The organism is Pseudomonas sp. JC1203, from assembly GCF_056175065.1.
Map to the genome: position 1 here is coordinate 291,273 of NZ_JBWCAM010000002.1, position 23,340 is coordinate 314,612.

At 65.4% G+C, this 23,340-nt stretch carries 20 protein-coding genes; 6 read left to right on the forward strand and 14 right to left on the reverse strand.

Annotated features, from left to right (window positions below):
- Positions 1–123: 123 nt before the first annotated feature.
- The 10 genes from AC0SZ7_RS04515 to AC0SZ7_RS04560 all read right to left on the reverse strand — a co-directional run bounded on the left by AC0SZ7_RS04515 (position 124) and on the right by AC0SZ7_RS04560 (position 11,631).
- Positions 124–558 (reverse strand): RidA family protein, encoded by a 435-nt coding sequence (locus AC0SZ7_RS04515; protein WP_475503229.1) that lies wholly within the window; start codon positions 556–558, stop codon positions 124–126.
- A gap of 33 nt (positions 559–591) precedes the next feature.
- On the reverse strand, positions 592–2,169 hold the full coding sequence (locus AC0SZ7_RS04520; RefSeq protein WP_475503230.1) for a flavin monoamine oxidase family protein: 1,578 nt from the start codon (positions 2,167–2,169) through the stop codon (positions 592–594).
- Positions 2,170–2,182: 13 nt separating this feature from the next.
- On the reverse strand, positions 2,183–3,109 hold the full coding sequence (locus tag AC0SZ7_RS04525) for an ABC transporter substrate-binding protein (protein WP_475503231.1): 927 nt from the start codon (positions 3,107–3,109) through the stop codon (positions 2,183–2,185).
- Positions 3,106–3,891: an amino acid ABC transporter ATP-binding protein gene (locus tag AC0SZ7_RS04530; protein WP_475503232.1), complete on the reverse strand. Its 786-nt coding sequence runs from the start codon at positions 3,889–3,891 to the stop codon at positions 3,106–3,108. Before AC0SZ7_RS04530 ends, AC0SZ7_RS04525 begins: the two co-directional genes overlap by 4 nt.
- Positions 3,884–4,840 carry an amino acid ABC transporter permease gene (locus tag AC0SZ7_RS04535; protein ID WP_475503233.1) on the reverse strand — a complete coding sequence of 319 codons (957 nt, stop codon included), beginning with the start codon at positions 4,838–4,840 and terminating at the stop codon, positions 3,884–3,886. Before AC0SZ7_RS04535 ends, AC0SZ7_RS04530 begins: the two co-directional genes overlap by 8 nt.
- Before the next feature lie 10 nt (positions 4,841–4,850).
- A complete protein-coding gene (locus AC0SZ7_RS04540; RefSeq protein WP_475503234.1) occupies positions 4,851–7,286 on the reverse strand; it encodes a TonB-dependent receptor plug domain-containing protein in 2,436 nt (811 codons plus the stop codon).
- 401 nt (positions 7,287–7,687) lie between these two features.
- Positions 7,688–8,488 carry a class II aldolase/adducin family protein gene (locus tag AC0SZ7_RS04545; protein WP_475503235.1) on the reverse strand — a complete coding sequence of 267 codons (801 nt, stop codon included), beginning with the start codon at positions 8,486–8,488 and terminating at the stop codon, positions 7,688–7,690.
- A 112-nt stretch (positions 8,489–8,600) separates the two neighbouring features.
- On the reverse strand, positions 8,601–9,506 hold the full coding sequence (locus AC0SZ7_RS04550; protein WP_475503236.1) for a LysR family transcriptional regulator: 906 nt from the start codon (positions 9,504–9,506) through the stop codon (positions 8,601–8,603).
- A gap of 108 nt (positions 9,507–9,614) precedes the next feature.
- Positions 9,615–10,529, reverse strand: a complete 915-nt coding sequence (locus AC0SZ7_RS04555; RefSeq protein ID WP_475503237.1) for a LysR substrate-binding domain-containing protein — start codon at positions 10,527–10,529, stop codon at positions 9,615–9,617.
- Positions 10,530–10,758: 229 nt separating this feature from the next.
- Positions 10,759–11,631 (reverse strand): alpha/beta fold hydrolase, encoded by an 873-nt coding sequence (locus tag AC0SZ7_RS04560; protein WP_475503238.1) that lies wholly within the window; start codon positions 11,629–11,631, stop codon positions 10,759–10,761.
- A 195-nt stretch (positions 11,632–11,826) separates the two neighbouring features.
- On the opposite strand from AC0SZ7_RS04560, the gene AC0SZ7_RS04565 reads away from it, so the two are divergent.
- Complete coding sequence (locus AC0SZ7_RS04565) at positions 11,827–12,528, forward strand: TetR family transcriptional regulator C-terminal domain-containing protein (protein ID WP_475503239.1); 702 nt, start codon at positions 11,827–11,829, stop codon at positions 12,526–12,528.
- Positions 12,529–13,202: 674 nt separating this feature from the next.
- Here the strand turns inward: AC0SZ7_RS04565 and AC0SZ7_RS04570 are convergent.
- Entirely contained in the window at positions 13,203–14,561 is a 1,359-nt protein-coding gene (locus AC0SZ7_RS04570) for an Nramp family divalent metal transporter (RefSeq protein ID WP_475503240.1), read from the reverse strand.
- Positions 14,562–14,832: 271 nt separating this feature from the next.
- Between AC0SZ7_RS04570 and AC0SZ7_RS04575 the strand changes: the two genes are divergently transcribed.
- Positions 14,833–15,954 carry an MFS transporter gene (locus AC0SZ7_RS04575; RefSeq protein WP_475503388.1) on the forward strand — a complete coding sequence of 374 codons (1,122 nt, stop codon included), beginning with the start codon at positions 14,833–14,835 and terminating at the stop codon, positions 15,952–15,954.
- Positions 15,955–16,022: 68 nt separating this feature from the next.
- On the opposite strand, the gene AC0SZ7_RS04580 is transcribed toward AC0SZ7_RS04575, so the two are convergent.
- Positions 16,023–16,559 (reverse strand): DUF4946 domain-containing protein, encoded by a 537-nt coding sequence (locus AC0SZ7_RS04580; RefSeq protein WP_475503241.1) that lies wholly within the window; start codon positions 16,557–16,559, stop codon positions 16,023–16,025.
- 151 nt (positions 16,560–16,710) lie between these two features.
- Here AC0SZ7_RS04580 and copC point away from each other — a divergent pair, with 151 nt between their 5' ends.
- Both copC and copD read left to right on the forward strand, forming a co-directional pair.
- On the forward strand, positions 16,711–17,076 hold the full coding sequence (gene copC, locus AC0SZ7_RS04585) for a copper homeostasis periplasmic binding protein CopC (RefSeq protein ID WP_475503389.1): 366 nt from the start codon (positions 16,711–16,713) through the stop codon (positions 17,074–17,076).
- Between the two features lie 4 nt (positions 17,077–17,080).
- Complete coding sequence (gene copD / locus AC0SZ7_RS04590; RefSeq protein ID WP_475503242.1) at positions 17,081–17,944, forward strand: copper homeostasis membrane protein CopD; 864 nt, start codon at positions 17,081–17,083, stop codon at positions 17,942–17,944.
- Between the two features lie 87 nt (positions 17,945–18,031).
- Here the strand turns inward: copD and AC0SZ7_RS04595 are convergent, their stop codons facing one another.
- Entirely contained in the window at positions 18,032–18,970 is a 939-nt protein-coding gene (locus tag AC0SZ7_RS04595; RefSeq protein WP_475503243.1) for a site-specific integrase, read from the reverse strand.
- Positions 18,971–19,154: 184 nt separating this feature from the next.
- On the opposite strand from AC0SZ7_RS04595, the gene AC0SZ7_RS04600 reads away from it, so the two are divergent.
- Positions 19,155–20,777: an NADP-dependent glyceraldehyde-3-phosphate dehydrogenase gene (locus AC0SZ7_RS04600; RefSeq protein WP_475503244.1), complete on the forward strand. Its 1,623-nt coding sequence runs from the start codon at positions 19,155–19,157 to the stop codon at positions 20,775–20,777.
- 223 nt (positions 20,778–21,000) lie between these two features.
- Here the strand turns inward: AC0SZ7_RS04600 and AC0SZ7_RS04605 are convergent, their stop codons facing one another.
- Positions 21,001–21,459 carry an REP-associated tyrosine transposase gene (locus AC0SZ7_RS04605; RefSeq protein WP_475503245.1) on the reverse strand — a complete coding sequence of 153 codons (459 nt, stop codon included), beginning with the start codon at positions 21,457–21,459 and terminating at the stop codon, positions 21,001–21,003.
- A 426-nt stretch (positions 21,460–21,885) separates the two neighbouring features.
- Here AC0SZ7_RS04605 and AC0SZ7_RS04610 point away from each other — a divergent pair, with 426 nt between their 5' ends.
- On the forward strand, positions 21,886–23,232 hold the full coding sequence (locus AC0SZ7_RS04610) for an MFS transporter (RefSeq protein WP_475503246.1): 1,347 nt from the start codon (positions 21,886–21,888) through the stop codon (positions 23,230–23,232).
- Positions 23,233–23,340 lie beyond the last annotated feature (108 nt).

Sequence of the window (23,340 nt, forward strand, 5' to 3'; positions counted from 1 at the left end):
CGATTGTCGCATTGGGCTGGCTGGGTCACAACCTAATCCGTGGTGCCCCCGGACGCAGCCTGCGGCAGCTGCTACGAGGGGCCGTGTAGCAGCGGCCACAGGCCGCGTCCGCAGGCGACGCGATCACCCCTGGCGCACGGCGATGCCGTCGATTTCCACCAGCGCGCCGGGCAGCGGCAGGCCGGCTACCTGGATGGCCGTGCGCGCCGGTTTGTTGGGCTGTTGGGCGGTGCCGAAGAACGGCGTGTAGCCAGCCTGCAGGCCAGCAAAGTCGAGGCGCCCGTCAAGCTCTGGCACACCCACCAGGAACACCCGCAACTGGACGATATCGCCCAGGCCCAAGCCCTGCTCTTCCAGCACCGCCTTGAGCTTGCGCAGCACCGATTCGGTCTGCGTACGCGTGTCGCCATAGGCCGCCGAAGTGCCCTGGGGCGCCTGCGGGTCGGCCACGTCGGGCAAGGCGCCGCTGAGGAACACCAGCTGGGCATTGGCCGGCACGCTGACGGTCTGGGCGATGGGGGCGGTGGCCGGGCCGGTGCGAACGATGGTTTGGGTCATGTCTGTGCTCTCTGTGTGAAAGTGAAAAGATGCTTACGAAGCCAGCGCCGTCTGGCGGTGGCGAATCACGTGTTCGGCCAGTTGCCCGACCACCCGCCGCGCCGCGTTGGCCGCCGATTCCTGCCAGATGCCGATGCCGCTTTGCCCCAGGCCATCGCTGGCCAGGTACACGCGGCCCTGGGGGGCTTCCAGCAAGGCGTGGGCAGCCGCCGGGAAATGCTCGCGTTGCAGCCACGGCCCTTCGCTGTAGGCCACATGCTCCCAGGACACCGCCAGCGGGTGGCGCAAGTGCTGCGACTGGCCGGGGTGCAGCAGCTCCACGGCTTCGGCCGAGGACGCGTATTGGTCGGCCAGGGCTTTGTGGCCGAACTCGGCGGCGCCCTCGCCGGTCACGTAGCCGGCCACCAGCAAGCCTTGCGGGCTGTTGAGGTCGTTGCTGGGGTACCACAGCAGGCGCGCCGGGTGTTCCAGCCATGACAGGCCACCGTAGATGCGGTCTTTCTGCTCCCAGAAACGCGGCGCCTGCCACGCCACCTTGGTGGCCTGGTCATTGCGGGTGCTGTGCAAGGCCGCTTTGAAAGGCTCGCTGAAGTCGGTGTCCAGGCGCGCCAGCAACGGCAGCGGAATCGTCGAAATCAGGTAGTCGGCGCGTGCAAGGCGGCTCTCGCCGCTGGCTGCATCGTCGTAGGTGACGCTCACCCCTTCCCCGCTTTGCCGCAGCTGACGCACCACGGCGCCGAACTGCAGCTCATCCTGCAGGCGCTGTTCGAACGCCGCCGCAATGCGGTCCATGCCGCCCACCGGCTGTAGCATGGTCGCGGAGAATTCCGGGTACTCGGTGTGCAGCAGTGCGCCCCATAGCTCCGGGTGCAACAGCCGCTCCAGCGCCACTGGCGCGCCGAACCCCGGCAGCGAACCGGGCGCCGGCGCGGCAATGCCATGGCCTGAACGCAGGCTGCCTTCGTAAACCAGCTCCTGGGACAGGTTGCCGTAGCCTTGCAGGAAGGTCAGCAGGCGGCTGCGTTCCTCGGCCGACAATTGATCGTCCAGCGCGTCGCGGTTGATGGCGGTGGCCAGCAGGCCAGCCAGGTGGCCACGGGTGTCGTTCAAGGCCTGGCGCACGCTGAACGCCGGTTGTTCCAGGTCCGGGCGCAACTGCGCGCTGTGGCTGGTGTTGACCAGCACCTCCAGGGGCACGCCCAGCTGGCTGCAATAGTCGAGAATGGTCTTGTGCTGGCTGGGCAGCCGCGCGGGGCCGGCGTTGAAGTACAGCCCCGGGGCGAACTGCGCGGTCTGCCGGCGGCCGTCCAGGTATTCCACTTCGTCACCGTGGCGCAGGGTCCAGTTGCGCCCGCCCACGCGCTGGCGCGCCTCCAGGATCTGCACCTGGAAACCGGCGCGCTTGAGCTCGAACGCCGCCACCAGGCCGGCGATGCCGGCACCCAGTATCAGCACCTTGGCGCCCTTGCCGGCCTGGCCGTTGTAGTCCAGGCGCTGGTACTGCAAGTGGGTCGAAGGGCCCAGGCCCAGCGCGGCCAGCGCCGCCTTGGCGGCGGTTTCGCCACCTACCGCGTTGATGCTGGCCAGCGCTTCACGTCGTGTCAGGGTCATGGTCGAATTCCTCTCAGTCCGGCAGGCCAGGTGGGTTGATCAGCGAGTGGTCGATGCGCTCGTCGGCCAGGCCCCAGCGCTGCAGCACGCTGGCGTACTGGCCGCCGGCGATGGCACCTTCCAGCGCGGTCTGGATCGGCGTCACCAGGCCATTGCCCTTGCGCGTGGTCACGGCAATGTCGGCCTTCAGCGGCCAGCCGCCGTTCACCAGGCCGACCTGCTTGATGCCGCCACGGGTGGCGGCGATGTAGGCCAACAGCGAGTTGGGCGCGAAGAACGCGTCCACGCGGCCCGACTGCACGGCCAGGGTGGCGGCGGCCTGGTCGTCGAAGTACACCAGGGTGGCCGGCTCCAGCCCGGCCTTTTCGTTGGCCTCGTTCCAGGCCAGCAGCACCTTCTCTTGGTTGGTGCCTGAACCGACGATGACTTTCAGGCCAGCGATGTCCTTGGCTTCCTTGATGGAGGTGATGGCGTTGCTGGATTTCACGTAGAAGCCCAGCACGTCTTGGCGGTAGGTGGCGAAATCAAAGCGCTTCTTGCGCGACTCGGTCACGGTGACGTTGCTCAGCACCGCGTCGTACTTGCCCGAGCTGACGCCCAGCGGCCAGTCCTCCCAGCTGGTCTGCACCACTTTCAATTGCAGGCCCAGGCTGTCGGCGATCAGCCGCGCGGTGTCGGCCTCACTGCCGATGGTGGTGTTGTCGTCGCTGGCCAGCAGCGCCAGGGGTGGGCCCGAGGCACCGGCGATGGCGACGGTGAAGGTGCCCGGCTCGACGAATTTATAGCCCGCCGGGATCTGCGCAATGGCGGCCGGGTTGCGCGGCGCATCGATGTGCGCCTGCTGCGGGCTGAGGTCAAACGGCGCCGGGGTTTCTGCAGCCAGCGCCGGCAAGGCGGCGGCAAGGGCCAACAACGCGAAGGCATGTTTCATGACAGTCATTCCTTTAACAGGGGGGCAGTCAGCACCTTGCCCAGGAAGGCAGCGGTGCGCGGGTGACGCGGGTGTTGGAAAATCACTTCGGGCGGGCCCTGCTCCACCAGCTTGCCATCCACCAGGAACACCACGTGGTCGGCCACCTCGCGGGCGAAGCCGATCTCGTGGGTGACCACCACCAGGGTGGTGCCGGTGGCGGCCAGGTGGCGGATCACGTCCAGCACCTCGCCCACCAGCTCCGGGTCCAGTGCCGAGGTCGGCTCGTCGAACAGCAGCACTTTGGGCCGCAGCGCCAGGGCGCGGGCGATGGCCACGCGCTGCTGCTGGCCGCCGGACAGTTGCCGTGGGTAGGCGTCGGCCTTGTCCTGCAGGCCCACCCTGGCCAGCAGCACCAGCGCCTGCTCGCGGGCCTCGGCGCGGCTCCACAGTTTGTGCGCCAGCGGCGCCTCGGTGATGTTCTCCAGCACCGTCAGGTGGCCGAACAGGTTGAAGTTCTGGAACACGAAGCCCACGTCCAGGCGGCGCTTGAGCACCTCGCGTTCCTTGAGCTCGTGCAATTGGTTCCCCTTGCGCCGGTAGCCCACGTACTCACCGTCGATGGTGATGTGCCCGGCGTCGATCTTCTCCAGATGGTTGATGGTGCGCAGCAGCGTCGATTTGCCCGAGCCCGATGGCCCGAGAATCACCGTGACCTGGCCAGGTTCGACTGTCAGGTCTATATCATCCAACACCCACTGGTTGCCGAAGCGCTTGCTCACGCCTTGAATCTCGATGCGGCCCTCAGCCATGGGTTTTCTCCTTCAGCCAGCCACGCAGGCGTTGCAGCGGCGTGGGCGGCAGGTTGCGCAGCGCGCCGCGGGCAAAGTAACGCTCCACGTAGTACTGCAGGCTGGTGAGTGCGCTGGTGATCAGCAGGTACCACACCGTGGCCACGATCAGCAGCGGGATCACCGCCTGGGTGCGGTTGTAGATCACCTGCACGGTGTAGAACAGTTCCGGCAAGGCCAGCACATAGACAATGGAGGTGCCCTTGACCAGGCCGATCACCTCGTTGAACGCCGTGGGCACGATGGAGCGCAGCGCCTGCGGCAGAATGATGCGGAAGATCCGCCGGCTGGCCGGCAGGCCCAGGGCGGCGGCCGCTTCATGCTGCCCGTGGTCCACGCCGAGGATGCCGCCACGGATGATCTCGGCGGTGTAGGCCGCCTGCATCATGCCCAGGCCCAGCACCGCCACGGTGAACTGGCTGAGCACGTCCACCGTCGACCACTTGATGCCCAGCTCGGTGAACGGCACGCCCAGCCAGATGTACTCGTACAGGTAGGCGAAGTTGTAGAGGATGATCAGCACCAGCAGCGCCGGCAGCGAGCGGAACACCCAAATGTAGGCCCAGGCCAACGCTGCCAACAGCGGCGAGCGCGACAGCCGCGCCAGCGCAAGGCCCGTGCCCAGCACGGTGCTGAGCAACGCCGCCAGCACCGTCAGCGCCAGGGTCTTGCCCAGGCCCTTGAGCACCGCCGGGGCCAGGAAGTATTCGGCGAACACGCCCCATTCCCAGCGTGGGTTGCTGGCCAGCGAATGGACGATGCCCAGCAGCACCAGCGCGGCGAAGGCCGAGCCCACCCAGCGCCACGGGTGGCGGGCCGGGACGATGTGCAGCGTGGTGTCGACCCTGGGCACGGCGGCAGTGGGCCGGGCTGGGGCGCGGTAATGCGCGGCGTCGGAAACGATAGGCATGGCAGACTCCTCAGAAGGTGTACGTCAGGCGGGTGTAGTAGTAGCCACCGGTGAAGCCGTACGGCGAGTAGGTGCCGTAGCTGCTGACCATGGTGGAAGACGGCACGCCCTGTTTCTTGGGGTAGACGTCAAACAGGTTCTTGGCGCCCACCGCCAGGCTCAGGTCCTTGGTCAGGTGGTAGCCCACGTCGAGGTCGGTGATCCATTGGGCTTTCCATACGCGGTCCAGGGAACGGTCGTCGGCGTCATTCACCTCTTTCCACGAGCCGTAGCGGGTGAAGCCCAGGTTCACGTCGAACCTGGCGATGCTCCAGGTGCCGCCCAGGATCAGCTTGGTCTTGGGCTGCACGCCGGTGAGCAGGTTGCGCGCCTCGCGGTCCATCAGTTGGTACTGGGTGCCGCCTATGTCGGTGGCCGCGGTGTAGCTGAGGATCTGCGTTTCGTTCCAGTTGAACGCCGCGGTGTACTTCAGCGCGCCCCAGGCGCCCAGGTCCTGCTTGTAGTTGCCCACCAGGTCCAGGCCCTTGGTGCGGGTATCGGCGCCGTTGAGGAAGTACTGGCCGCCAGAGGTGGAGGTGATGCCGTTGCTCTGCAGCACCTGGGTGACCTCGTCGCCCAGCAGCGTGCCGGTCAGGGTGATGCGGTCGCGGATGTTCACCACGTAGGCATCGGCGGTCAGCGTCAGGTCATCGGTGGGCGTGTAGGTCAGGCCCAGGCTGAAGTTGGTCGAGCGCTCGGGCTTCAGCGCCTTGGCGCCCAGGGCCTTGGCCGCTGCCGAATCCACCGGCAGCACGCCGTAGTTGATGGACTGGTACACGCCATCGACCACGCCGTAGGTGGTGGAACGCGCGCTGAACAGGCTGTCGGCCAGGGACGGCGCGCGGAAGCCGTTGCTGATGGTGCCGCGCACGGCGAATTTCGGCGTGAATTCGTAACGGGTGGTCAGCTTGCCGCTGCGGGTGGCGCCCACGCCTTCGTTGTAATGCTCGTAGCGCACGGCGGTGCCCAGGTACCACTGCGGCAGCGGGTTGATGCCCAGGTCCAGGTAGCTGGCGACGTCGTTGCGGCTGGCGCTGGCCTCTTCCGCCGGCGAGATGCCGTTGGTGACCTGGGCGCCGGAGGACGCGCAGTTGCCGGCCGACACGCAGTAGCCGCCATCGGCATAGGAGGCGTAGTCACCCTTCTTCACTTCATAGCTGTCGCGGCGGTGCTCCAGGCCCCAGGACACGTCCATGGGCTTGCTCAGGCCCACGTCGTAGTTGCGCTTGAAGTCGAGGTTGGTGGTCAGCTCGTCCGAGACCCAGGTGCCGTTGGTGAAGCTGTTGGGCGTGGCCTCGCCCAGCGACGGGTTCTGGTTGTGGAAGCTGCCCTGCTCCGCTTCGTTGCGCCCGTAGGTGGTGGACAGGTCCCAGTCCCAGGCGCCCACCTGGCCCTTGGCACCGAAGGCGGCCTGGTAGTCGTCCTCGGTGATGGTCCAGGTGGGCGTATAGCCGCCCGGGTAGCCGTTGGGGCCGGTGGTAATGGTGTTGGTGATGGTCGGCAGGCGGAAGTTCTGGCCCTGCTCGGCCTCACGGTGCGACACGGTGCTGAACGAGTACAGGCTGAGGTCATCGCTCAGCGGCAACTCGGCGTTGTAGGCCAGGTTGTACAGGTCGATCTTCGGCGTGCCGTAGCCGCCGTAGGTCGAGGTGCCGGCCTTGTTGTAGGCCTGGGCATAGGTGTAGCCGTTGGCGCTGGCCTTGTTGTCGTCGTTCTGGTTCCGGGCGTCCAGGCTCAGGTGGACGATGCCGCCGTTGCCGATCTCGAAGCCCTTGTCCAGGCTTTGCTGCACGGTCTGTTTCTTGCCGTCGTAGCCCTGGCCGACGTTGGTCACCGAGGTGCCGCTGGTGTCGGCCTTGAGAATCACGTTGATCACCCCGGCGATGGCGTCCGAGCCGTACTGGGCGGCGGCGCCGTCACGCAGCACTTCGACATGGTCGATGGCGCCAATGGGGATCATGTCCAGGTCCACCGGGGCTGCGCCGGTGTTGATGCCGTTGATGTTCAGCGTGGCCGCGGTGTGGCGGCGCTTGCCGTTCACCAGCACCAGCACCTCGGCGGCGTTCATGCCACGCAGGTTCGGCGCGCGGGCCATGCCGCTGGCGTCCCAGCCGGTCTTTTCCGGCAGGCTCAACGACGGGATGACGGCGCTGAGGGCTTCCATGAGGCCGGGCTTGCCGGTGGCTTGCAGCTGCTTGGCGCTGACCACGTCGATGGGCACCGGGCTGCTGGTGACGGTGCGCTGTTCGGCGCCCCGGTTGCCGGTGACAACCACGGTGTCCAGCGCGCTGTCATCGGCCTGGGCGGCACCGGCGAACAACACGCCGGCCACGGCAAGGGCCAGGGGGCTGAAAGTGACTGCGGGGGTGAAAGGATTGCGTCCACTGCGTTGGCTGACGAATTCCATGTGTGTTGCGACTCCCGTCCAACACCTGCTGGCGGGTGCCCGTCCGGGGCACCGATAGGCTGCAGGCCTGATCTGATGGATACCATCCGGGGGTGGGGGTAGGTGGTCTGGGAATCAAGATAGGGGAATAACGGTGAGGCGTATAATTCTATTTGAGCATATGTATCTATGATTTTATTTTATTGTTTTTTACTTATTACATTACATAAATGAATTATATTTTTGGTTTTTACCCGCCCACGTAGCAGCGGCCGCGAGGCCGCGTCCAAGGCCACACTGCGGTGGCGCTGGAAGCGGCCTGCGGGCGCTGCTACAGAAACCGCGTTGCAGGATGGCGTATACGCATTCGCGTAGCAGCTGCCGAAGGCTGCGTCCGGGCCCAGCGCGGCGCCACCTGCCTCTCAGTTTTTATAGTCGACGTCGGTGCGTTCCAGCTGGCGGATCAACGCGTTCCAGTGGCGCGCCACGCCCGGGCCATCGCCGGCCGAATGGCCCTTGGCCTGTTCTTCGACCTTCGCCACCACCTCCCGTGGCGGGAATACCAGCTCCACGTTGCCAGCCGCCTGTGCCGCCACCTGGATGGCGCAGGCGCGCTCCAGCCCGTGCAACTGCTGGAACGCGTGCTCGACGCTGATGCCGCCGGTGAGCAAGCCGTGGTTGCGCAGAATCATCACGCTCTTGTCGCCCAGGTCGGCCACCAGGCGCTCGCGCTCGTCCAGGTCCAGGGCAATGCCCTCGTAGCCGTGGTAGGCCACGCGGCCCGAGAAGGCGATGGCGTGCTGGGAAATCGGCAGCAGGCCGTCTTTCTGCGCTGACACGGCGATGCCGTCGCGGGTGTGGGTGTGCAACACGGCTTGCAGATCAGGGCGGGCGCCGTGGATGGCGCTGTGAATCACGTAGCCGGCGTAGTTGATGCCCAGGCCGGTGGGATCGTCGACGATGGTGCCGTCGAGGTCGACCTTGACCAGGTTGGAGGCGTTGATCTCGTCGAACAGCAGGCCGAAGGCATTGATCAGGAAGTGCTCTTCAGGGCCTGGCACGCGGGCCGAGAAGTGCGTGTAGATGTGATCGGTCCAGCGGTGCAGGGCCGCCAGGCGGTAGGCGGCGGCCAACTTGACGCGTACTTCCCATTCTTCAGGGCTTACGCGGTCGCGGACGTTGGTGGAGGTAGGGTGAAGCGGTAAGGATGTGACGCTGCTCATGGGCACTGCTCCCTGTGGGGCCGAGGACTGTCGTGCACGCAGCCTAAGCGCCCTTGGGAGCATTTAAAAATCACATTTAATTCTAAGCTAATTATTATATTTTTTTATGTTATCAGGCGGCGTCTCGGGCTTTCTTCAGCGAGCGCGCCACCAGGTCGCCAAACGCTTCCACCGGCCCCTGCAGGTTGCCGAGGAAACGCGGGAAAATCAGCCACAGGTCCATCACCGGCTTGAAGTCCTTGAGTGGCACCACCGCCAACAGGTCACGGTGTGCGCTGCGCTCCAGCAGGTCGCGCGGCACCAGGCCCAGGCCCATGCCTTCTGCCACCAGGCCCAGCTGCAATTCGGTGCCGAAGGTTTCCAGGTTGATCTTCAGGCCCAGGCCCTGGTCCGACAGCGTGCGCTGCAGGCCGGCGCGGAAGCCGCAACCATCCGGGTTCAGAATCCAGCCGCCATCGTACACGTCAGCCAACTTGCACGGGCGCTTGGGCACTCGGTCCTTGGCGCACACCACTACCAACTCCATCTTGCCGATGGATTCGCCGATGATGTTGTCCGGGAAAATCTTGCCGGCGGGGAACAGCGCGGCGGCGGCGTCCAGCTCGCCCTTTTCGATTTTGCCCACCAGGTGGCTGCCCCAGCCGGTGGCCACCTGGGCGCGCAGCGCGGGGTACTGGTGGCGCAGGTGTTTGAGGGCGTCCAGCAGTACCACGTCGCCGATGGTCTGCGGCACGCCCAGGCGCAGCACGCCGGTGGGCGGCGCGTCGCTGGCCACCAGTTCACGCAGGGCGTCCATCTCACGCAGGATGGTGCGGCACTGGGCGTACACCTGGTGGCCGATCAACGTCGGCTTCAGCGGCTTGGTGTTGCGGTCGAACAGCTCCACGCCCAGGGCCTGCTCGAAGTTCTGCACCCGGCGGGTAATTGCCGGCTGGGTCAACTGCAAGGACTCGGCGGCATGGCTGATCGATTGGCAACGGATCACTGCGACAAAAGCATCGATATCATCAATTTTCATTCGGGCCGCACATGGTAAAGAAGGAACAAGATGTGCGAAAAGCATAGTCCCATCACTTCGGGCAGGCAATGGCGTTTACACAGCGCTACATTGCCTGGCAACTGACCCTCACACGGCCAGGTCGCGCAGGTACGACTCAAGGAATTCCACGCACACCCGCAGCTTCGCCGACTGGCTGGGCCGCGTGGGGTACAGCGCCCAGACGTTGGCGCTCTGGCTGTACGCGTGCAGCACCTGCACCAGGCGACCCTGGTCGAGCATCGGCTTGACGTCCCACAGCGAGCGCAAGATGATCCCCGCCCCTTCGAGCGCCCACTGCAGCACGATCTCGCCATTATTGGAGGACAGCGGCCCGCTGACCTTTACCGACTCGGCCTGGCCGTCGCGGCTCAGGTTCCAGACGCCGAACGCGTTGTTGCGCTCTTTCAGCACCAGGCAATCGTGGCGCTCAAGGTCAGCCAGGCTTTGCGGCATGCCGCGCGCGGCCAGGTACTCGGGCGTGGCACACAGCACCCGGCAGTTGGTGACCAGTTGGCGGCCCAGGTGCTGGCCCGGCCGGTCATCGCCCACGCGAATTTCCAGGTCGAAGCCCTCGTTTACCAGGTCCACTTCGCGGTCGAACACGTCCAGGCGCACCTCCAGCAACGGGTACGCCCGCGCCAGGGCGGCCACGGCCGGGGCCACATGGTTGCGGCCGAAACCGAAGCTGCTGCAGATATGCAGCGCGCCGCGCGGCGCCTGGCGCGCTTCGGACAGCTCATCGAGAAAGTCGTCGATGTCGCCCAACAGGCGGCTGGCCCACACCCGCACGCGCTCGCCGTCGTCGGTAAGGGCCACGCGCCGCGTGGTGCGGTGCAGCAGGCGCGTGCCCAGGGTGGCTTCGAGGATGGACATGCGTTTGCTGACGTACGCTGGGGAAAAGCCCAGCTCGTCGGCGGCTGCGGCGAAGCCGTTCTTGCGGACCACGGCCAGGAACACCTTGAGGTCTTCGGGCAGCGGCAGGTGTTCGCGGGAGGTGCTCATGGAGCGCAAAACGCCTTGAAAATGAATGCGCACAGCGTAGCAGCTGCCGAAGGCTGCGTCCGGCGGTGAGCCTGCGGACACGCGTTGCCCGGGACGCGGCCTGCGGCCGCTGCTACAGGGGCGAACCGCACACACACCCGTAGCAGCTGCCGAAGGCTGCGTCCGGCGGCGAGCCTGCGGATAAGCGTTGCCGGGACGCGGCCTGCGGCGGATGGCCGCCCCGCCGCTGCTACAGGAATGCGAGGACCTCGTCGAGCAGCAACTGCGGGGCTTCTTCGGCTATGTAATGGCCGGCGGGCAGCGCTTTGCCGCGGACGTCGCTGGCCACTTTGCGCCACTCTTCCAGTGGTTGGAAGCAGCGGCCCACGGTGCCTTCGGCGCCCCACAGCACCAGCAGCGGCACGCTCAGGCCATGGCCGCGCTGGATGTCGGCACGGTCGTGCACCAGGTCGATGCCGGCGCTGGCGCGGTAGTCCTCGCAAATACCACGGGCACTGCCGGGGCGCTGCAGGCAGCGCAGGTATTCGCCGAAGGCTTCATCGGTGAACGGCGCCAGGCCGGCGCTGCGGCTGCCCATGACACTGCGCAGGTAGGCGTCCGGGTTCGCCTCGATCAAGGTTTCCGGCAACGGTGCCGGGCGTATCAGGAAGAACCAGTGCCAGTAGGCGCGGGCGAACGCCTCATTGGTCTGCTCATACATGGCCAGGGTCGGCGCGATGTCCAGCAATACCATGCGCTGCACCGCCGCCGGATGGTCCAGCGCCAGCCGATGCGCCACCCGCGCGCCACGGTCATGGGCCAGCACCGAGAACTGATCGAAACCCAGCGCCGCCATCAACGCCACGTTGTCCCGGGCCATGGCCCGCTTGCTGTACGCCTCATGATCGGCACTGGCAGCTGGCCGGTCGCTGTCGCCATAGCCGCGCAAATCGGCCGCCACCACGGTGAAACGCTGTGCCAACTGCTCGGCCACCTTGTGCCAGATCACATGGGTCTGCGGGTGGCCGTGCAACAGCAGCAGGCCGGGGCCGCTGCCGCCCATGCGGTAGGCAATGTCGACGCCGTTGACGTGGGCCTGTTCTTTGCGGAAGCCGGCGAACATGAGTGGGTCCTTTTTATGGGTGGGGGCTACCAAAGGATATTAGCAACGCAAATTCGATCAATACGGCAGGCGTAATCCGATAAAACACGAAGCGTGAACGCCGCAAGCCTCGCATGCCAGACAGCGCCTCTACGCAAACGTTATATAGTTTTGTATATTGCGATTCTCAATTCCTTTTCGCGACCAGGCTGGGGAATGAAGCACAACAAGGATTCGCCGATGTACATCATGCCCTTTGACCCGAAGCTGGACGCTACCCACCCCGCCCCCGCGCCGCAGTTGCCGTTGCGCGAGCATATATTGCAGGCTGCCTGCCAGGTGTTCGCCCGCGAGGGTTTCGATGCGGCCACGGTCAACGGTATTGCCCAGCAAGCCGGGCTGCCCAAGCCCAATGTGCTGTATTACTTCAAGTCCAAGGACAATCTTTACGCCCAGGTGCTGGAAAGCATTGCCACGCCCTACCTAGACGCTTGCCTGTCGCTGCACGACGATGACCAGCCGGTAGCGGCCTTGACCCGCACCGTGAGCGCCATGGTGCAACTGTTCGAGCGCCAGCCGTTTGCGTCAAAGGTGTTCATGGTCGAACTCAAGGAAGGCGCTACGCGCCTGCCGCCCGCCTACACCGAACGTTGGGCGGCGCGGGTACGCGAGAACGTCGAGCGGCTGGGCCGCTGGGTTGACGCGGGGCTGCTGGCGCCGGTGGACCCACAGCATGTGTTGCTGTCGACGTGGGCCATTGCCCAGTCGTGCATCAGCCTGGGCTGGCAGGTGCCGGGCCTGCGCGGCCGCGCGCAACTGGAAGCGATCGACTACGCCGCCGCTACACAGACCGCCACGCGCCTGCTGGTGGAAGGCCTGACGCCCGCGCTACCGGCGGCGCAGCGCAAGCGCGCCTGATATACCCCTCCTACTGCTAACCCCTGCGTTTCGTACCTGTTTTGCGGGTGGTTTTTGCGTGCGCGGCTGATGACATTTGATAATCCTATATTATCAAATTCCATTTATCATGAATAAAACAAAATACCATCACGTTTTTTTAGTATGTAATTACATGGTACGTAATACACTACGAAATCGTCACACCAAACCACCCCCCAGGCGATGCCGATCTACCGCCAACCACACAAGGCGGTCCCGGGAGATGCCCCTGGAACGGCACGCTGAAAACAGACAGTGGGAGCGGGCTGTGCCCGCGAAGCGCCGCGTGGGCGGCGCGCGGTGCCATGAACACAGGGGAAATATCGGCTGGCACCTAGTGAGATCGACGCCATCACCTGCCATGGCCCTGACCTTCAGCCCCCGGTATCTACGCAGGATCTAAACGCGGTCGCAGAGGGATTACGTGGTGGGAACCTCGGTGCGGCTGCCATGTGCCAGTCGATGGTTATTCGGCGCCCATGGCATCGCGCGCCGCCCGCGCGGCGCTTCGCGGCCACGGGCCGCTCCCACTGTCTGTTTTCAGCGTGCCATTCCAGGGGCATCTCCCGGGGGCGCCTTGGTTGTTCGGCAGGAAATTGGGGGTGGGGGCGCCCTGTTTGTTCGGCAGGAGATTGGGATGGAAAGAGAGGGGGTTACAGGCTGGCCAGCGTGTCCCACAGCAGCTTCAGGTTAAGCACCACGATCACCGCCGCCACCAGCCACGCCAACACCTTGGTCACCGGGCCGATGACCAGGTCGCCCATGCTGCGGCGGTCGGAGACGAAGCTCACCAGCGGGATCACCGCGAACGGCAACTGCATCGACAGCACCACCTGGCTCAGCACCAACAGGCGCGCAGTGCCCTCCTCGCCGTACAGGACGGTGACTGCCACCACCGGCACGATGGCGATGCCCCGCGTCAGCAGGCGCCGCGCCCAGTCGGGGATACGCAGGTCGAGGAAGCCTTCCATCACGATCTGCCCCGCCAAGGTGGCGGTGACCGTGGAGTTGATGCCCGAGGCCAGCAATGCCACGCCCAGCAAAGCCGAGGCGATACCCACGCCCAGCAGTGGCGACAGCAGGTGGTAAGCCTGCTCTATCTCCACCACATCGGTGTGGCCGCTGCCATGGAATACGGCAGCGGCGGTGATGAGGATGGCGGCGTTGACGAACAGCGCCAGGGTCAGGGCGATGGTGCTGTCGGCCACCGCCCAGCGCAGGCCGCTGCGGCGGCCTTCCGGGGTGCGCGGGTAGGCGCGGGTCTGGACGATGGAGGAATGCAGGTAGAGGTTGTGCGGCATCACCGTGGCGCCAATGATGCCGATGGCGATGTACAGCATGGCCGGGTGCGTGACGATGGTCGCCTGGGGGATGAAGCCCTGGAACACCGCACGCCACTCTGGCTGGGCTAGCACCAATTGTGCCGCGAAGCAGGCGAATATCAAGGTCAGCAAGGCGATGACGAAGGCTTCCAGCGCACGGAAGCCGCGGTTCATCAGCAACAGGATGAGAAATACGTCGAGCACGCAGAGAATCGAGCCCCACAGCATGGGAATGCCGAACAACAGCTTGAGGGCGATGGCCGTGCCGATGACTTCCGCCAGGTCGCAGGCGATGATCGCCGCCTCGCAGGCCAGCCACAAGGCGATGCACACCGGCTTGGGGTAACGCTGGCGGCACGCCTGCGCCAGGTCCAGGCCAGTGGCGATGCCCAGGCGCGCGGCCAGGGCCTGCAGCAGCACGGCCATGATGTTCGACAGCAGGATCACCGACAGCAGCGTGTAGCCGAATTGCGAGCCACCGGCGATGTCGGTGGCCCAGTTGCCCGGGTCCATGTAGCCCACGGCGACCATGTAGCCGGGGCCGGCGAACGCCAGCAGGCGGCGCAGCCAATGGCCATTGGCGGGCACGGCGACGCTGCCGTTCATCGCACCCAGGCTGGGGCGGGCGGCAAGGGGGAGCGTGCGCCTGTGGCGGGCCGTGTAGTCAGCCTGGTGATTATCAGTATTCAAGGTCGCGCTTCGCTGTTACTGAATCGAAAACTGCCGGCGAAACAAAGCGCCTATCTGCTGAACGTAGCGGCTTTGCGAAAATTTACTCGCCCGATGAATTATTTCCGACCACAGGGCCATCGGAAGGTCGATTGCAGGCGATCAGCGGCACCTTCACTGGGCGAGCGCGCCGCCCTGGGATACCCTTGCCAGCCTTCCCCGCCTGGCTACCGGAGCCGCAGTGACTGATTCCGCGCATCGCCCCACGCTTACCACGTCCACCCTGCTGGGCATCGCCCAGATCATCGCCTGGGGTGGCTCTTTCTACCTGATTGCCGTGCTCGCCGCCCCGGTGGTGGCCGACACCGGCTGGAGCCAGGCCTGGGTGTACGGCGCCCTGTCGCTGGCGATTTTGATTTCCGGCCTGCTGGCGCCCAGCGTCGGCCGCCTGGTGGCGCGCCTGGGTGGCCGCCGCGTGCTGGTGACCAGCGCGCCGATACTGGCCGCAGGCCTGGCGCTGCTGGCCGTGGCACCCAACCTGCCGTGCTTTCTGCTGGCCTGGGGCGTGATCGGCATTGGCATGGCCGCCGGGCTCTATGACCCGCTGTTTGCAGCCCTGGGCCAGCGCTTTGGCAGCGACGCGCGCAGCGCCATTATCCAGATCACCCTGGTATCGGGGTTCTGCACCTCGATTACCTGGCCGCTGGTGGCAGCGCTGGTGGCGCACCTGGGCTGGCGCGGCGCCTGCCTGACCTACAGCGGCCTGCTGCTGGTGGTTGTGCTGCCTATCTACCTGCGCACCTTGCCGCCGTTGGCCGCCCTGCCCGCCAGCCACGCGGCAGCGCCCGGTGCCAGCGGCGCGGCGCCGGACCGCCGGGTGTTCCTGTTGCTGACGGCCAGCTTCACCCTGGCCGCCGTGATTTTCACCGCCATCTCGGTGCAGTTGATCAGCCTGCTGCAAACCCTGGGTTTCAGCCTGACGGCGGCCTTGGGCGTGGCGGCGCTGATCGGCCCCAGCCAAGTGGGCGTACGCGTGCTGCAGGTGGTGCTGGGGCGCAACGCGCATCCTATCTGGAGCACGCTGGCGTCGGTGCTGCTGGTGGCCGCCGGCCTGGCGGGCCTGCTGTTCGCGACCCAGTGGGCGGTGGTGGCTATCGTCGTGTACGGGCTGGGCAGCGGCATTCGCTCGATTGTGCGCGGCACCCTGCCGCTGGCGCTGTTTGGCCCGGCGACCTACGCCGTGGTGCTGGGGCGCATCGCCCGCCCGGTGCTGATTGCGCAAGCGTTGACGCCGTTGCTGGGCGGTTATCTGCAGGCGCACTTTGGTGCCACGGCAACGCTGGCGGTGCTGGGGGTGTTGGCGTTGGTCAACGTTGGGACGGTGGTAGCCCTGCAGCGCCATACTCAGCCGTAATGTGTTGCGGCCTGACGCGGCCTTTGGCCGCTGCTACACCAGCCCCGTAGCAGCGGCCGAAGGCCGCGTCAGGGGATTTGCTGCAGCTTCAGGCCATCGCGAATCGCCTGCACCTGTGCCTCGTTGTCGGCATACCCCTGCGCCGAGCCTGCATACGACAACGAATACGCCGCACCCGGCGCGCTGCCCGCCACCAGGGTCTGGGTCATGACGTGGCCGCCGTTAAGGCTGATCTTGCAGGTGGTTTCCACCGCGGCGATGTCGCCCAGTTTCGCGTCATGCACCTTGGTGCATACGCTCTGGTAGCCGCCATGGCTGAAGTGGATCTGCAGCGCCTTGCGCATCTCCAGCACTACGCCGCCCAGATTCACTTGGTGATCGGGGGCCAGCGCCGTGCGGGTCAGCTCCACCACCATCTGCGGGTCGCCGTTGGCGTCGTTCTTCGCGGCGCGCTGGCGGTGCACGGCAGGGTCAGCGCTGTCGGGCAGCGCTTCGACGTTCCAACCCGCAGGCCAGGTAACCACCACTTCGTCGGCTAGGGCCAGGGGGGCGGCCAGCGACAGGCCCAGGGCAAACAAGGTACAGCCACGGTGCAGGAAGGTCATGGAAAGCGCGGGGTCCGTTGGGAAATGAGGCCGGTGAAGCCGCGAGGGTGACGCAACTTAGACTTCAAGTAAAACATTTCACCCGCCTGCTACCCTCAGATCGTGTTTAATTGCGCCTATTTAACTGCCCGAGGTACTGCATATGCCTGCCCTGCCCTTGAAAAAACTGCTGGCCGCTACCGCCCTGCTGCTTGGCTGCGCCGCGTCGCCCCTGGTGTTCGCTCATGCCCACCTGAAAAGCGCCACGCCTGCGGCCGACGCCACCGTCAGCGCCCCGGCCGAGCTGAGCCTGGTGTTCACCGAAGGCGTGGAGCAGAGCTTCACCAAGGTCGACCTGACCCGCAACGGCGACCCGGTGCTGGTCAAGACTATCGCCACCCAGGGCGCCGACAAGAAGACCCTGATCGTTACCCCGGCCGCGCCGCTGGCCCCGGGCGACTACACGGTGAAGTGGCACGCCGTGTCGGTCGACACCCACAACAGCGATGGCAGCTACAGCTTCAAGGTGGCCCCGTAACCTCATGAGTGCTTTGGTCGTCGTTCGTTTCGTGCATTTCTGTGTGGTGCTACTGGTATTCGGCACCCTGGTTTTCCGCCCGCTGCTGCTGGGTGACGCCCGCCAGCAAGCGCGCCTGCGCCAGTGGCTGGACCCGCTGCTGTGCCTGCTGTCGGGCATCGGCCTGATCACCGCGGTGGCCTGGTTGATGCTGACCGCCGCCGACATGTCCGGCAGCTGGCAGTCGGCGCTCAACAGTGAGGTGATCATGAAAGTGCTCACCCAGACCTTCTTCGGCAAGGCCTGGTTCGTGCATTTGTTCGCCAGCCTGGTGCTGCTGATGTGCCTGCGTATTCCCATGCGCTTGCCCACGTGGCTGCCCCTGGGCCTGAGCACCGTGCAACTGGCCACGCTGGCGCCGGTAGGCCACGCCGCCATGCTCAGTGGCGTGCCGGGGGTGCTGCTGATGTTCAACCAGCTGGTGCATTTGCTCTGCGTGGCCGGCTGGATGGGCGCGTTGCTGCTGCTGATGATCATCCAGGCGCGCCCGGCGGGCTACGACTTGCGCGGCACCCTGCTGCGCTTCAGTGGCTATGGCCTGGTGCTGGTGGCGGGCATTCTGGTCACCGGCCTGATCAACGTGCGCGTGCTGACTGGCGCGCTGTGGCCAACGCCCATGAACTCGGGGTTTGCCCTGGTGCTGGCGGTGAAGGCGTCGATCGTGGCGTGCATGCTGGCGTTGGCGCTGTTCAACCGCGCGGCGCTGGCCAATGAGCGCATCGCCCTGAACACCTTGCGCCAGACGGTGCTGGTGGAATGGTTGCTGGGGCTGGGGGCGTTGGCGGCGGTGTCGCTGCTGGGTACGTTGAGCCCGGTGCCGTTGGTGTAGACAACAACCGTGGGAGCCGGCTTGCCGGCGAGCTTTTGACCTCAAAGGCTCGCTGGCAAGCCAGCTCCCACAGGCTGTCCATTACCCTTATAGATCGTAACGGTCTACCGCGCGGCGGCGTTCGTTGTCGTCGCGCACGTCGTAGTTGGCGGTGGTCTGGATATTGGTGTGGTGCGCCAGTTTCTGGGCGATGGACAGGTCGTGCTCCTCGATCACCCGTGTGATGAATGAGCGGCGGAAATCATGCGGCATGATTTTCACGCCCACCTGGGTGCCACGCTGGCGGGCGATGTAATAGATGGCGTGCTTGGTGATGCGCTCGCGGGTGATGTGGCTGCCGCGGCGGATACGGTTGAACAAGAAGCTGTCGTCCTGTTCGCCCTCGCCCAGGTGCTCGCGGCGAAACGCCAGCCAGGCTTCGAGTTTCTCGAACGCCCAGGCCGGGGCGTATTTCAGCAACTGCTTGTTGCCCTTGCCGGTGACCTGCAGGCTGCGCTCCTGGAAGTCGACCTGTGCAAGGTCGAGGTTCACCGACTCCGACTTGCGCATGCCCGAACCATACAGAATCGCGATCACCGCGGCGTCGCGCAGGCCTTGCGGGCGCGGGTCGGCGGCACATACATCCATCAGATCACGAATCAGCGTACGCTTGAGGTTGCGGCCCTGGCTGAGGCGCGTGCCGGCGGCCGGTTTTACCGAGCGCATTTTCAGCAGGTGGTCCTGGTCGATCAGGCTCAGGCGCCAGGCCTCATTCATTACCCCGCGAATGGCGTTGACGTACAGCGACGAGGTGTTGGGCGCGTAGCCATCGCTGCGCAGCGCCGCCACAAGGCCGGTAATGTGCCCCGGTTGCAGCACGTGCCAGGGCACGTCGCGGATGTCGGTATCGGCAAAGCCTAAGCGATCGGCGGCGTCCTGCAGCACGTATTTCATGGTCAGTTGGCTGGACGGCACCAGGCGCGCCAGGTACTGGACCAGGGGGTTGCGCACGTCCGGCAACGTGTCTAGGGCGGGGATTTCAGGCAAAACGCGGGGTTCCTCGTGGGCTTCAGAGCACGGCCATGTTAACAGCCCCTGGGCAATGATGGGCGCTCACCCTTTTGCAGCAAGCTGATGAAAACCCGACCGATTTTGGTGCTGACACGTTTCAGCCGACTCACAATAGCGCTATGCTGATTTCTTTGTCCCGGTCATCCATGGAGGTAGCGTCATGAGCCAAGATCCACTGAGCAGTCTGTACCCCACAGCAGCGGATATCCCCGAGCAGTACCGCCTGAGCGGCCAGGTCGAGCAACGCGACTACCTGGTCGACGGTGAACTGCGCCGCTGGGAAGGCCCCCTGGCCACCGTCCGCAGCCCGATTTTCCTCAACACCCCCGAAGGTGACCAGCAGGTGATTCTGGGCAGCACGCCGCTGCTGGACGCCGACACCGCGCTGACCGCCCTGGACGCCGCCGTGCGCGCGTACGACAAGGGCCGCGGTGCCTGGCCGAACCTGCGCGTGGCCGAGCGTATTCGCCACGTTGAAGGTTTCCTGGCACGCATGCGCGAGCAGCGCGATGCGGTGGTCAACCTGCTGATGTGGGAGATCGGCAAGAACCTCAAGGACTCGCAGAAAGAGTTCGACCGCACCTGCGACTACATCGTCGACACCATCAACGCCCTCAAGGACGTGGACCGCAAATCCAGCCGCTTCGAACTGGAACAGGACACCCTGGGCCAGATCCGTCGCGTGCCGCTGGGCGTGGCGCTGTGCATGGGCCCGTACAACTACCCGCTGAACGAGACCTTCACCACGCTGATTCCGGCACTGATCATGGGCAACACCGTGGTGTTCAAGCCGGCCAAGTTCGGCGTGCTGCTGATTCGCCCGTTGCTGGAAGCGTTCCGCGACAGCTTCCCGGCCGGCGTCATCAACGTCATCTACGGTAGCGGCCGCGAGACCGTCAGCGCGCTGATGGCCAGCGGCAAGATCGACATCTTCGCGTTCATCGGCACCCACAAGGCCGCCAGTGACCTGAAGAAGCTGCACCCCAAGCCACACCGCCTGCGCTCGGCCCTGGGCCTGGACGCGAAGAACCCCGGCATCATCCTGCCCGAAGTGGACCTGGACAACGCCGTCAACGAGGCCATCACCGGCTCGCTGTCGTTCAACGGCCAGCGGTGCACCGCGCTGAAGATCCTGTTCGTGCACGAGAACGTGGTGGGCAGCTTCATCGAGAAATTCAACCAGAAGCTGGCCGCGCTGAAATCGGGCATGCCGTGGGACGCGGGCGTGTCGCTGACGCCGCTGCCGGAGTCGGGCAAGACCGAGTACCTGTCGGGCCTGGTCGCTGACGCCGAGGCCAAGGGCGCCAAGGTGGTGAACGCCGGTGGCGGTGCCATTCGCGGCAACTTCTTCTACCCTGCCGTGCTGTTCCCGGTCACCCCGCAGATGCGTGTGTACCAGGAAGAGCAGTTTGGCCCGGTAGTGCCGATCGTGCCGTTCCGCGACCTGGAGACGGTGATCGACTACGTGCTGGAGTCCGACTTCGGCCAGCAGGCCAGTATCTTCGGCACTGACGCCACTCAGGTGGGCAAGCTGGTGGACCTCTTCGCCAACCAGGTCGGCCGCATCAACATCAACGCCCAGTGCCAGCGCGGCCCGGACACCTACCCGTTCAACGGCCGCAAGAACTCGGCCGAAGGCACCCTGTCGGTGTTCGACGCCCTGCGCACCTTCTCGATTCGCACCCTGGTGGCCACCAAGTTCCAGGACGCGAACAAGACGTTGATCAGCGACATCATCCATGACCGGAAGTCGAACTTCCTGACCACGGATTACATCTTCTGATGTGACAGCCCGCTGCTACAAGAACTCCACGTAGCAGCTGCCGAAGGCTGCGTCCGGCGGCGTACCTGCAGAACCACGGCGTCTGGGACGCGGCCTGTGGCCGCTGCCACAAGAACTCCGCGTAGCAGCTGCCGAAGGCTGCGTCCGGCGGCGTGCCTGCTGAACCACGGCGTCTGGGACGCGGCCTGTGGCCGCTGCTACGGGGGGTTCGCGTGCCGGCTGGCTACAGCCAGACCGCATCCCATAGCGGATAATCGCCGATGCGTTTCACCAGGCCGGCACGCACCGGATTGGCGACGACGTACCGCGCCATCTGCTTGAGGTTGTCTTCCTTGCGCAACGCGCGATCGTGGTAACCCTTTTGCCAAAAGCGGCCGGTGCGGCCCAGATGCTGGTTGATGCTCTGGCTGCTGCGCGCCTTCACCCTGCACATGACTTCGCCCAACGACTTTTCCCTTAGCGCGACCAACCAGTGCAGGTGGTCCGGCATCACCACCCACGCCAAGGATTCGACAAGCCCCGCATCCTGCGCCGAACGCAGCTCCCGAACCACCAGCCGGCCCGCCCGCAACTGCTCGAAATGTCGCTCGCGCCCCTCGGTCACGGTGGTGAGCAGGTAGATGCGGCCCGGTTCGCTGCAACGGCCGGTGCGCAAAGTGTAGGCGCGGCGCTTGCCTTCCATGGTAATGCCTCCCTGGCTGGAGACAGTACGGTAATGGCGATACTCAGGGATGACTACCTTGGGTGCGTTGCGGGGGATTTCGGACGCGGCCTTTGGCCACACGCGTAGCAGCTGCCGAAGGCTGCGTCCTGCGGTGTCAGTAAGTTTTTTGCGGGCGCCGGAAGCCCCGGGGAATGGTGGCCAGAGGCCTTGCAACCGGGCGAGATGTCGCAGGCTTGAGCCACGCAAACGGTTGCGCTATCGGTTTTCAGGTGCGATAACTAAAAAGGTAACGCGACCCGACACCCGATAAAAGCCAGAAACCACGCCAGCATCATTGTCGTTTTCCCGTCGTTTTATGACCGCTCACCTGAGCCTGCCCTTCAACCTCCTCGAGGCCATTCATTGGTGCGCCCAAGCACCTGCTGCACACAAGGAAACGGAACATTGAGCGATCAATCCACTCCGCACTCTCCCCTCGCCCGCCTATGCGCCAAAATCGGCATTCCCTACCCACTGTTCTGGGGCTTCGTCGGCTTGTTGATCTTCATGATCGGCGACGGCGTCGAACTCGGTTACCTCTCGCCCTTCCTCGGCCAACGTGGCCTGCCTGAACACCAGATCGCCATGGTCTTCACCCTGTACGGGGTCACGGTCGGCATCTCCTCCTGGCTCGCCGGCGCGCTGTCCAACCTCTGGGGCCCCAAGCGGGTGATGACCCTGGGGCTGATCATCTGGAGCGTGTTCGAAGCGCTGTTCCTGGTGTATGGCCTGCAAAAGCTCAGCTACCCGATGATTCTGCTCACCTACGGCCTGCGCGGCTTCGGCTACCCGCTGTTCGCCTACGGCTTCCTGGTGTGGATCGCCGCCGCCACGCCGTCACGCAAGATGGGCCTGGCCGTGGGCTGGTTCTGGGTGGCCTACGCCGCTGGCCTGCCCACCCTGGGTTCGCTGGTGGCGAGCATCAGCATCCCCATCATCGGCGCCCTGCAGACGTTCTGGCTGTCGTTCGGCCTGGTGGTCATCGGCGGCATCATCGGCCTGGTGGGCATGCGTGAAAGCCACGGTCTGCAACGCCTGGCGCCCGAAGGCGAGAAACCGCTGGTGTCGATGGCGAAGAACATCACCATCATGTGGACCCAGCCCAAGGTGACCCTGGCCGGGCTGGTGCGGGTGATCAACACCGCATCGATGTTCGGCTTCCTGGTGGTGCTGCCCGGTTTCTTCATGCACACCGTGGGCTTCACCCTGGAGCAATGGCTGCGCCTGCTGACCATCGTGTTCGTGTTCAACATCATCGGCAACATGGGTTCGAGCATCGTCAGCACGCGCATCGGCTACCGCAACACCATCCTCTGGCTGGGCGCGGTGGGCAGCACCATCAGCACGCCGCTGTTCTTCTTCATGCCCCAGGCGTTCCCGCACAACTTCCTGCTGGCCTCGGTGTTCGGCGCATTCTACGGCCTGACCCTGGCGTGCTTCGTGCCGCTGTCAGCGCTGGCACCGGCCCTGGCGCCGCAGAACAAGGCAGCGGCATTGTCGGTGCTGAGCCTGGGCGCGGGTGCCTCGACGTGGGTGGGCCCCGCGGTGGTGGCGATTTTCAGCGACCGTTACGGGCTGGAAGGCGTGGTGTGGGCGTTTTCGGGGCTGTATGCGCTGAGCGCGGTGATGATGGTGTTCCTGCGTGACCCGGAACCGGTGCATGAACCGGTGCTGACCCAGGCCAAGCGCCGGATCAAGGTGCGAGTGCCGCGGTTGGATTACCGCTGGGCCCATGCCACCCGCGCCGAGTAAGCGGCGCTTGTGACGCGGCCTGCGGCCGCTGCTACGAAACTTTGTAGCAGCGGCCGCAGGCCCCGGCCGGGCGTTACCCCCCCTCCACCGCCCAACCCCCCCCCGGCC

Coding starts and splice junctions, on each gene's coding strand:
- AC0SZ7_RS04515 (WP_475503229.1), bottom strand. CDS start 558: ATGACCCAAACCATCGTTCGCACCGGCCCGGCCACCGCCCCCATCGCC.
- AC0SZ7_RS04520 (WP_475503230.1), bottom strand. CDS start 2,169: ATGACCCTGACACGACGTGAAGCGCTGGCCAGCATCAACGCGGTAGGT.
- AC0SZ7_RS04525 (WP_475503231.1), bottom strand. CDS start 3,109: ATGACTGTCATGAAACATGCCTTCGCGTTGTTGGCCCTTGCCGCCGCC.
- AC0SZ7_RS04530 (WP_475503232.1), bottom strand. CDS start 3,891: ATGGCTGAGGGCCGCATCGAGATTCAAGGCGTGAGCAAGCGCTTCGGC.
- AC0SZ7_RS04535 (WP_475503233.1), bottom strand. CDS start 4,840: ATGCCTATCGTTTCCGACGCCGCGCATTACCGCGCCCCAGCCCGGCCC.
- AC0SZ7_RS04540 (WP_475503234.1), bottom strand. CDS start 7,286: ATGGAATTCGTCAGCCAACGCAGTGGACGCAATCCTTTCACCCCCGCA.
- AC0SZ7_RS04545 (WP_475503235.1), bottom strand. CDS start 8,488: ATGAGCAGCGTCACATCCTTACCGCTTCACCCTACCTCCACCAACGTC.
- AC0SZ7_RS04550 (WP_475503236.1), bottom strand. CDS start 9,506: ATGAAAATTGATGATATCGATGCTTTTGTCGCAGTGATCCGTTGCCAA.
- AC0SZ7_RS04555 (WP_475503237.1), bottom strand. CDS start 10,529: ATGAGCACCTCCCGCGAACACCTGCCGCTGCCCGAAGACCTCAAGGTG.
- AC0SZ7_RS04560 (WP_475503238.1), bottom strand. CDS start 11,631: ATGTTCGCCGGCTTCCGCAAAGAACAGGCCCACGTCAACGGCGTCGAC.
- AC0SZ7_RS04565 (WP_475503239.1), top strand. CDS start 11,827: ATGAAGCACAACAAGGATTCGCCGATGTACATCATGCCCTTTGACCCG.
- AC0SZ7_RS04580 (WP_475503241.1), bottom strand. CDS start 16,559: ATGACCTTCCTGCACCGTGGCTGTACCTTGTTTGCCCTGGGCCTGTCG.
- copD (WP_475503242.1), top strand. CDS start 17,081: ATGAGTGCTTTGGTCGTCGTTCGTTTCGTGCATTTCTGTGTGGTGCTA.
- AC0SZ7_RS04600 (WP_475503244.1), top strand. CDS start 19,155: ATGAGCCAAGATCCACTGAGCAGTCTGTACCCCACAGCAGCGGATATC.
- AC0SZ7_RS04605 (WP_475503245.1), bottom strand. CDS start 21,459: ATGGAAGGCAAGCGCCGCGCCTACACTTTGCGCACCGGCCGTTGCAGC.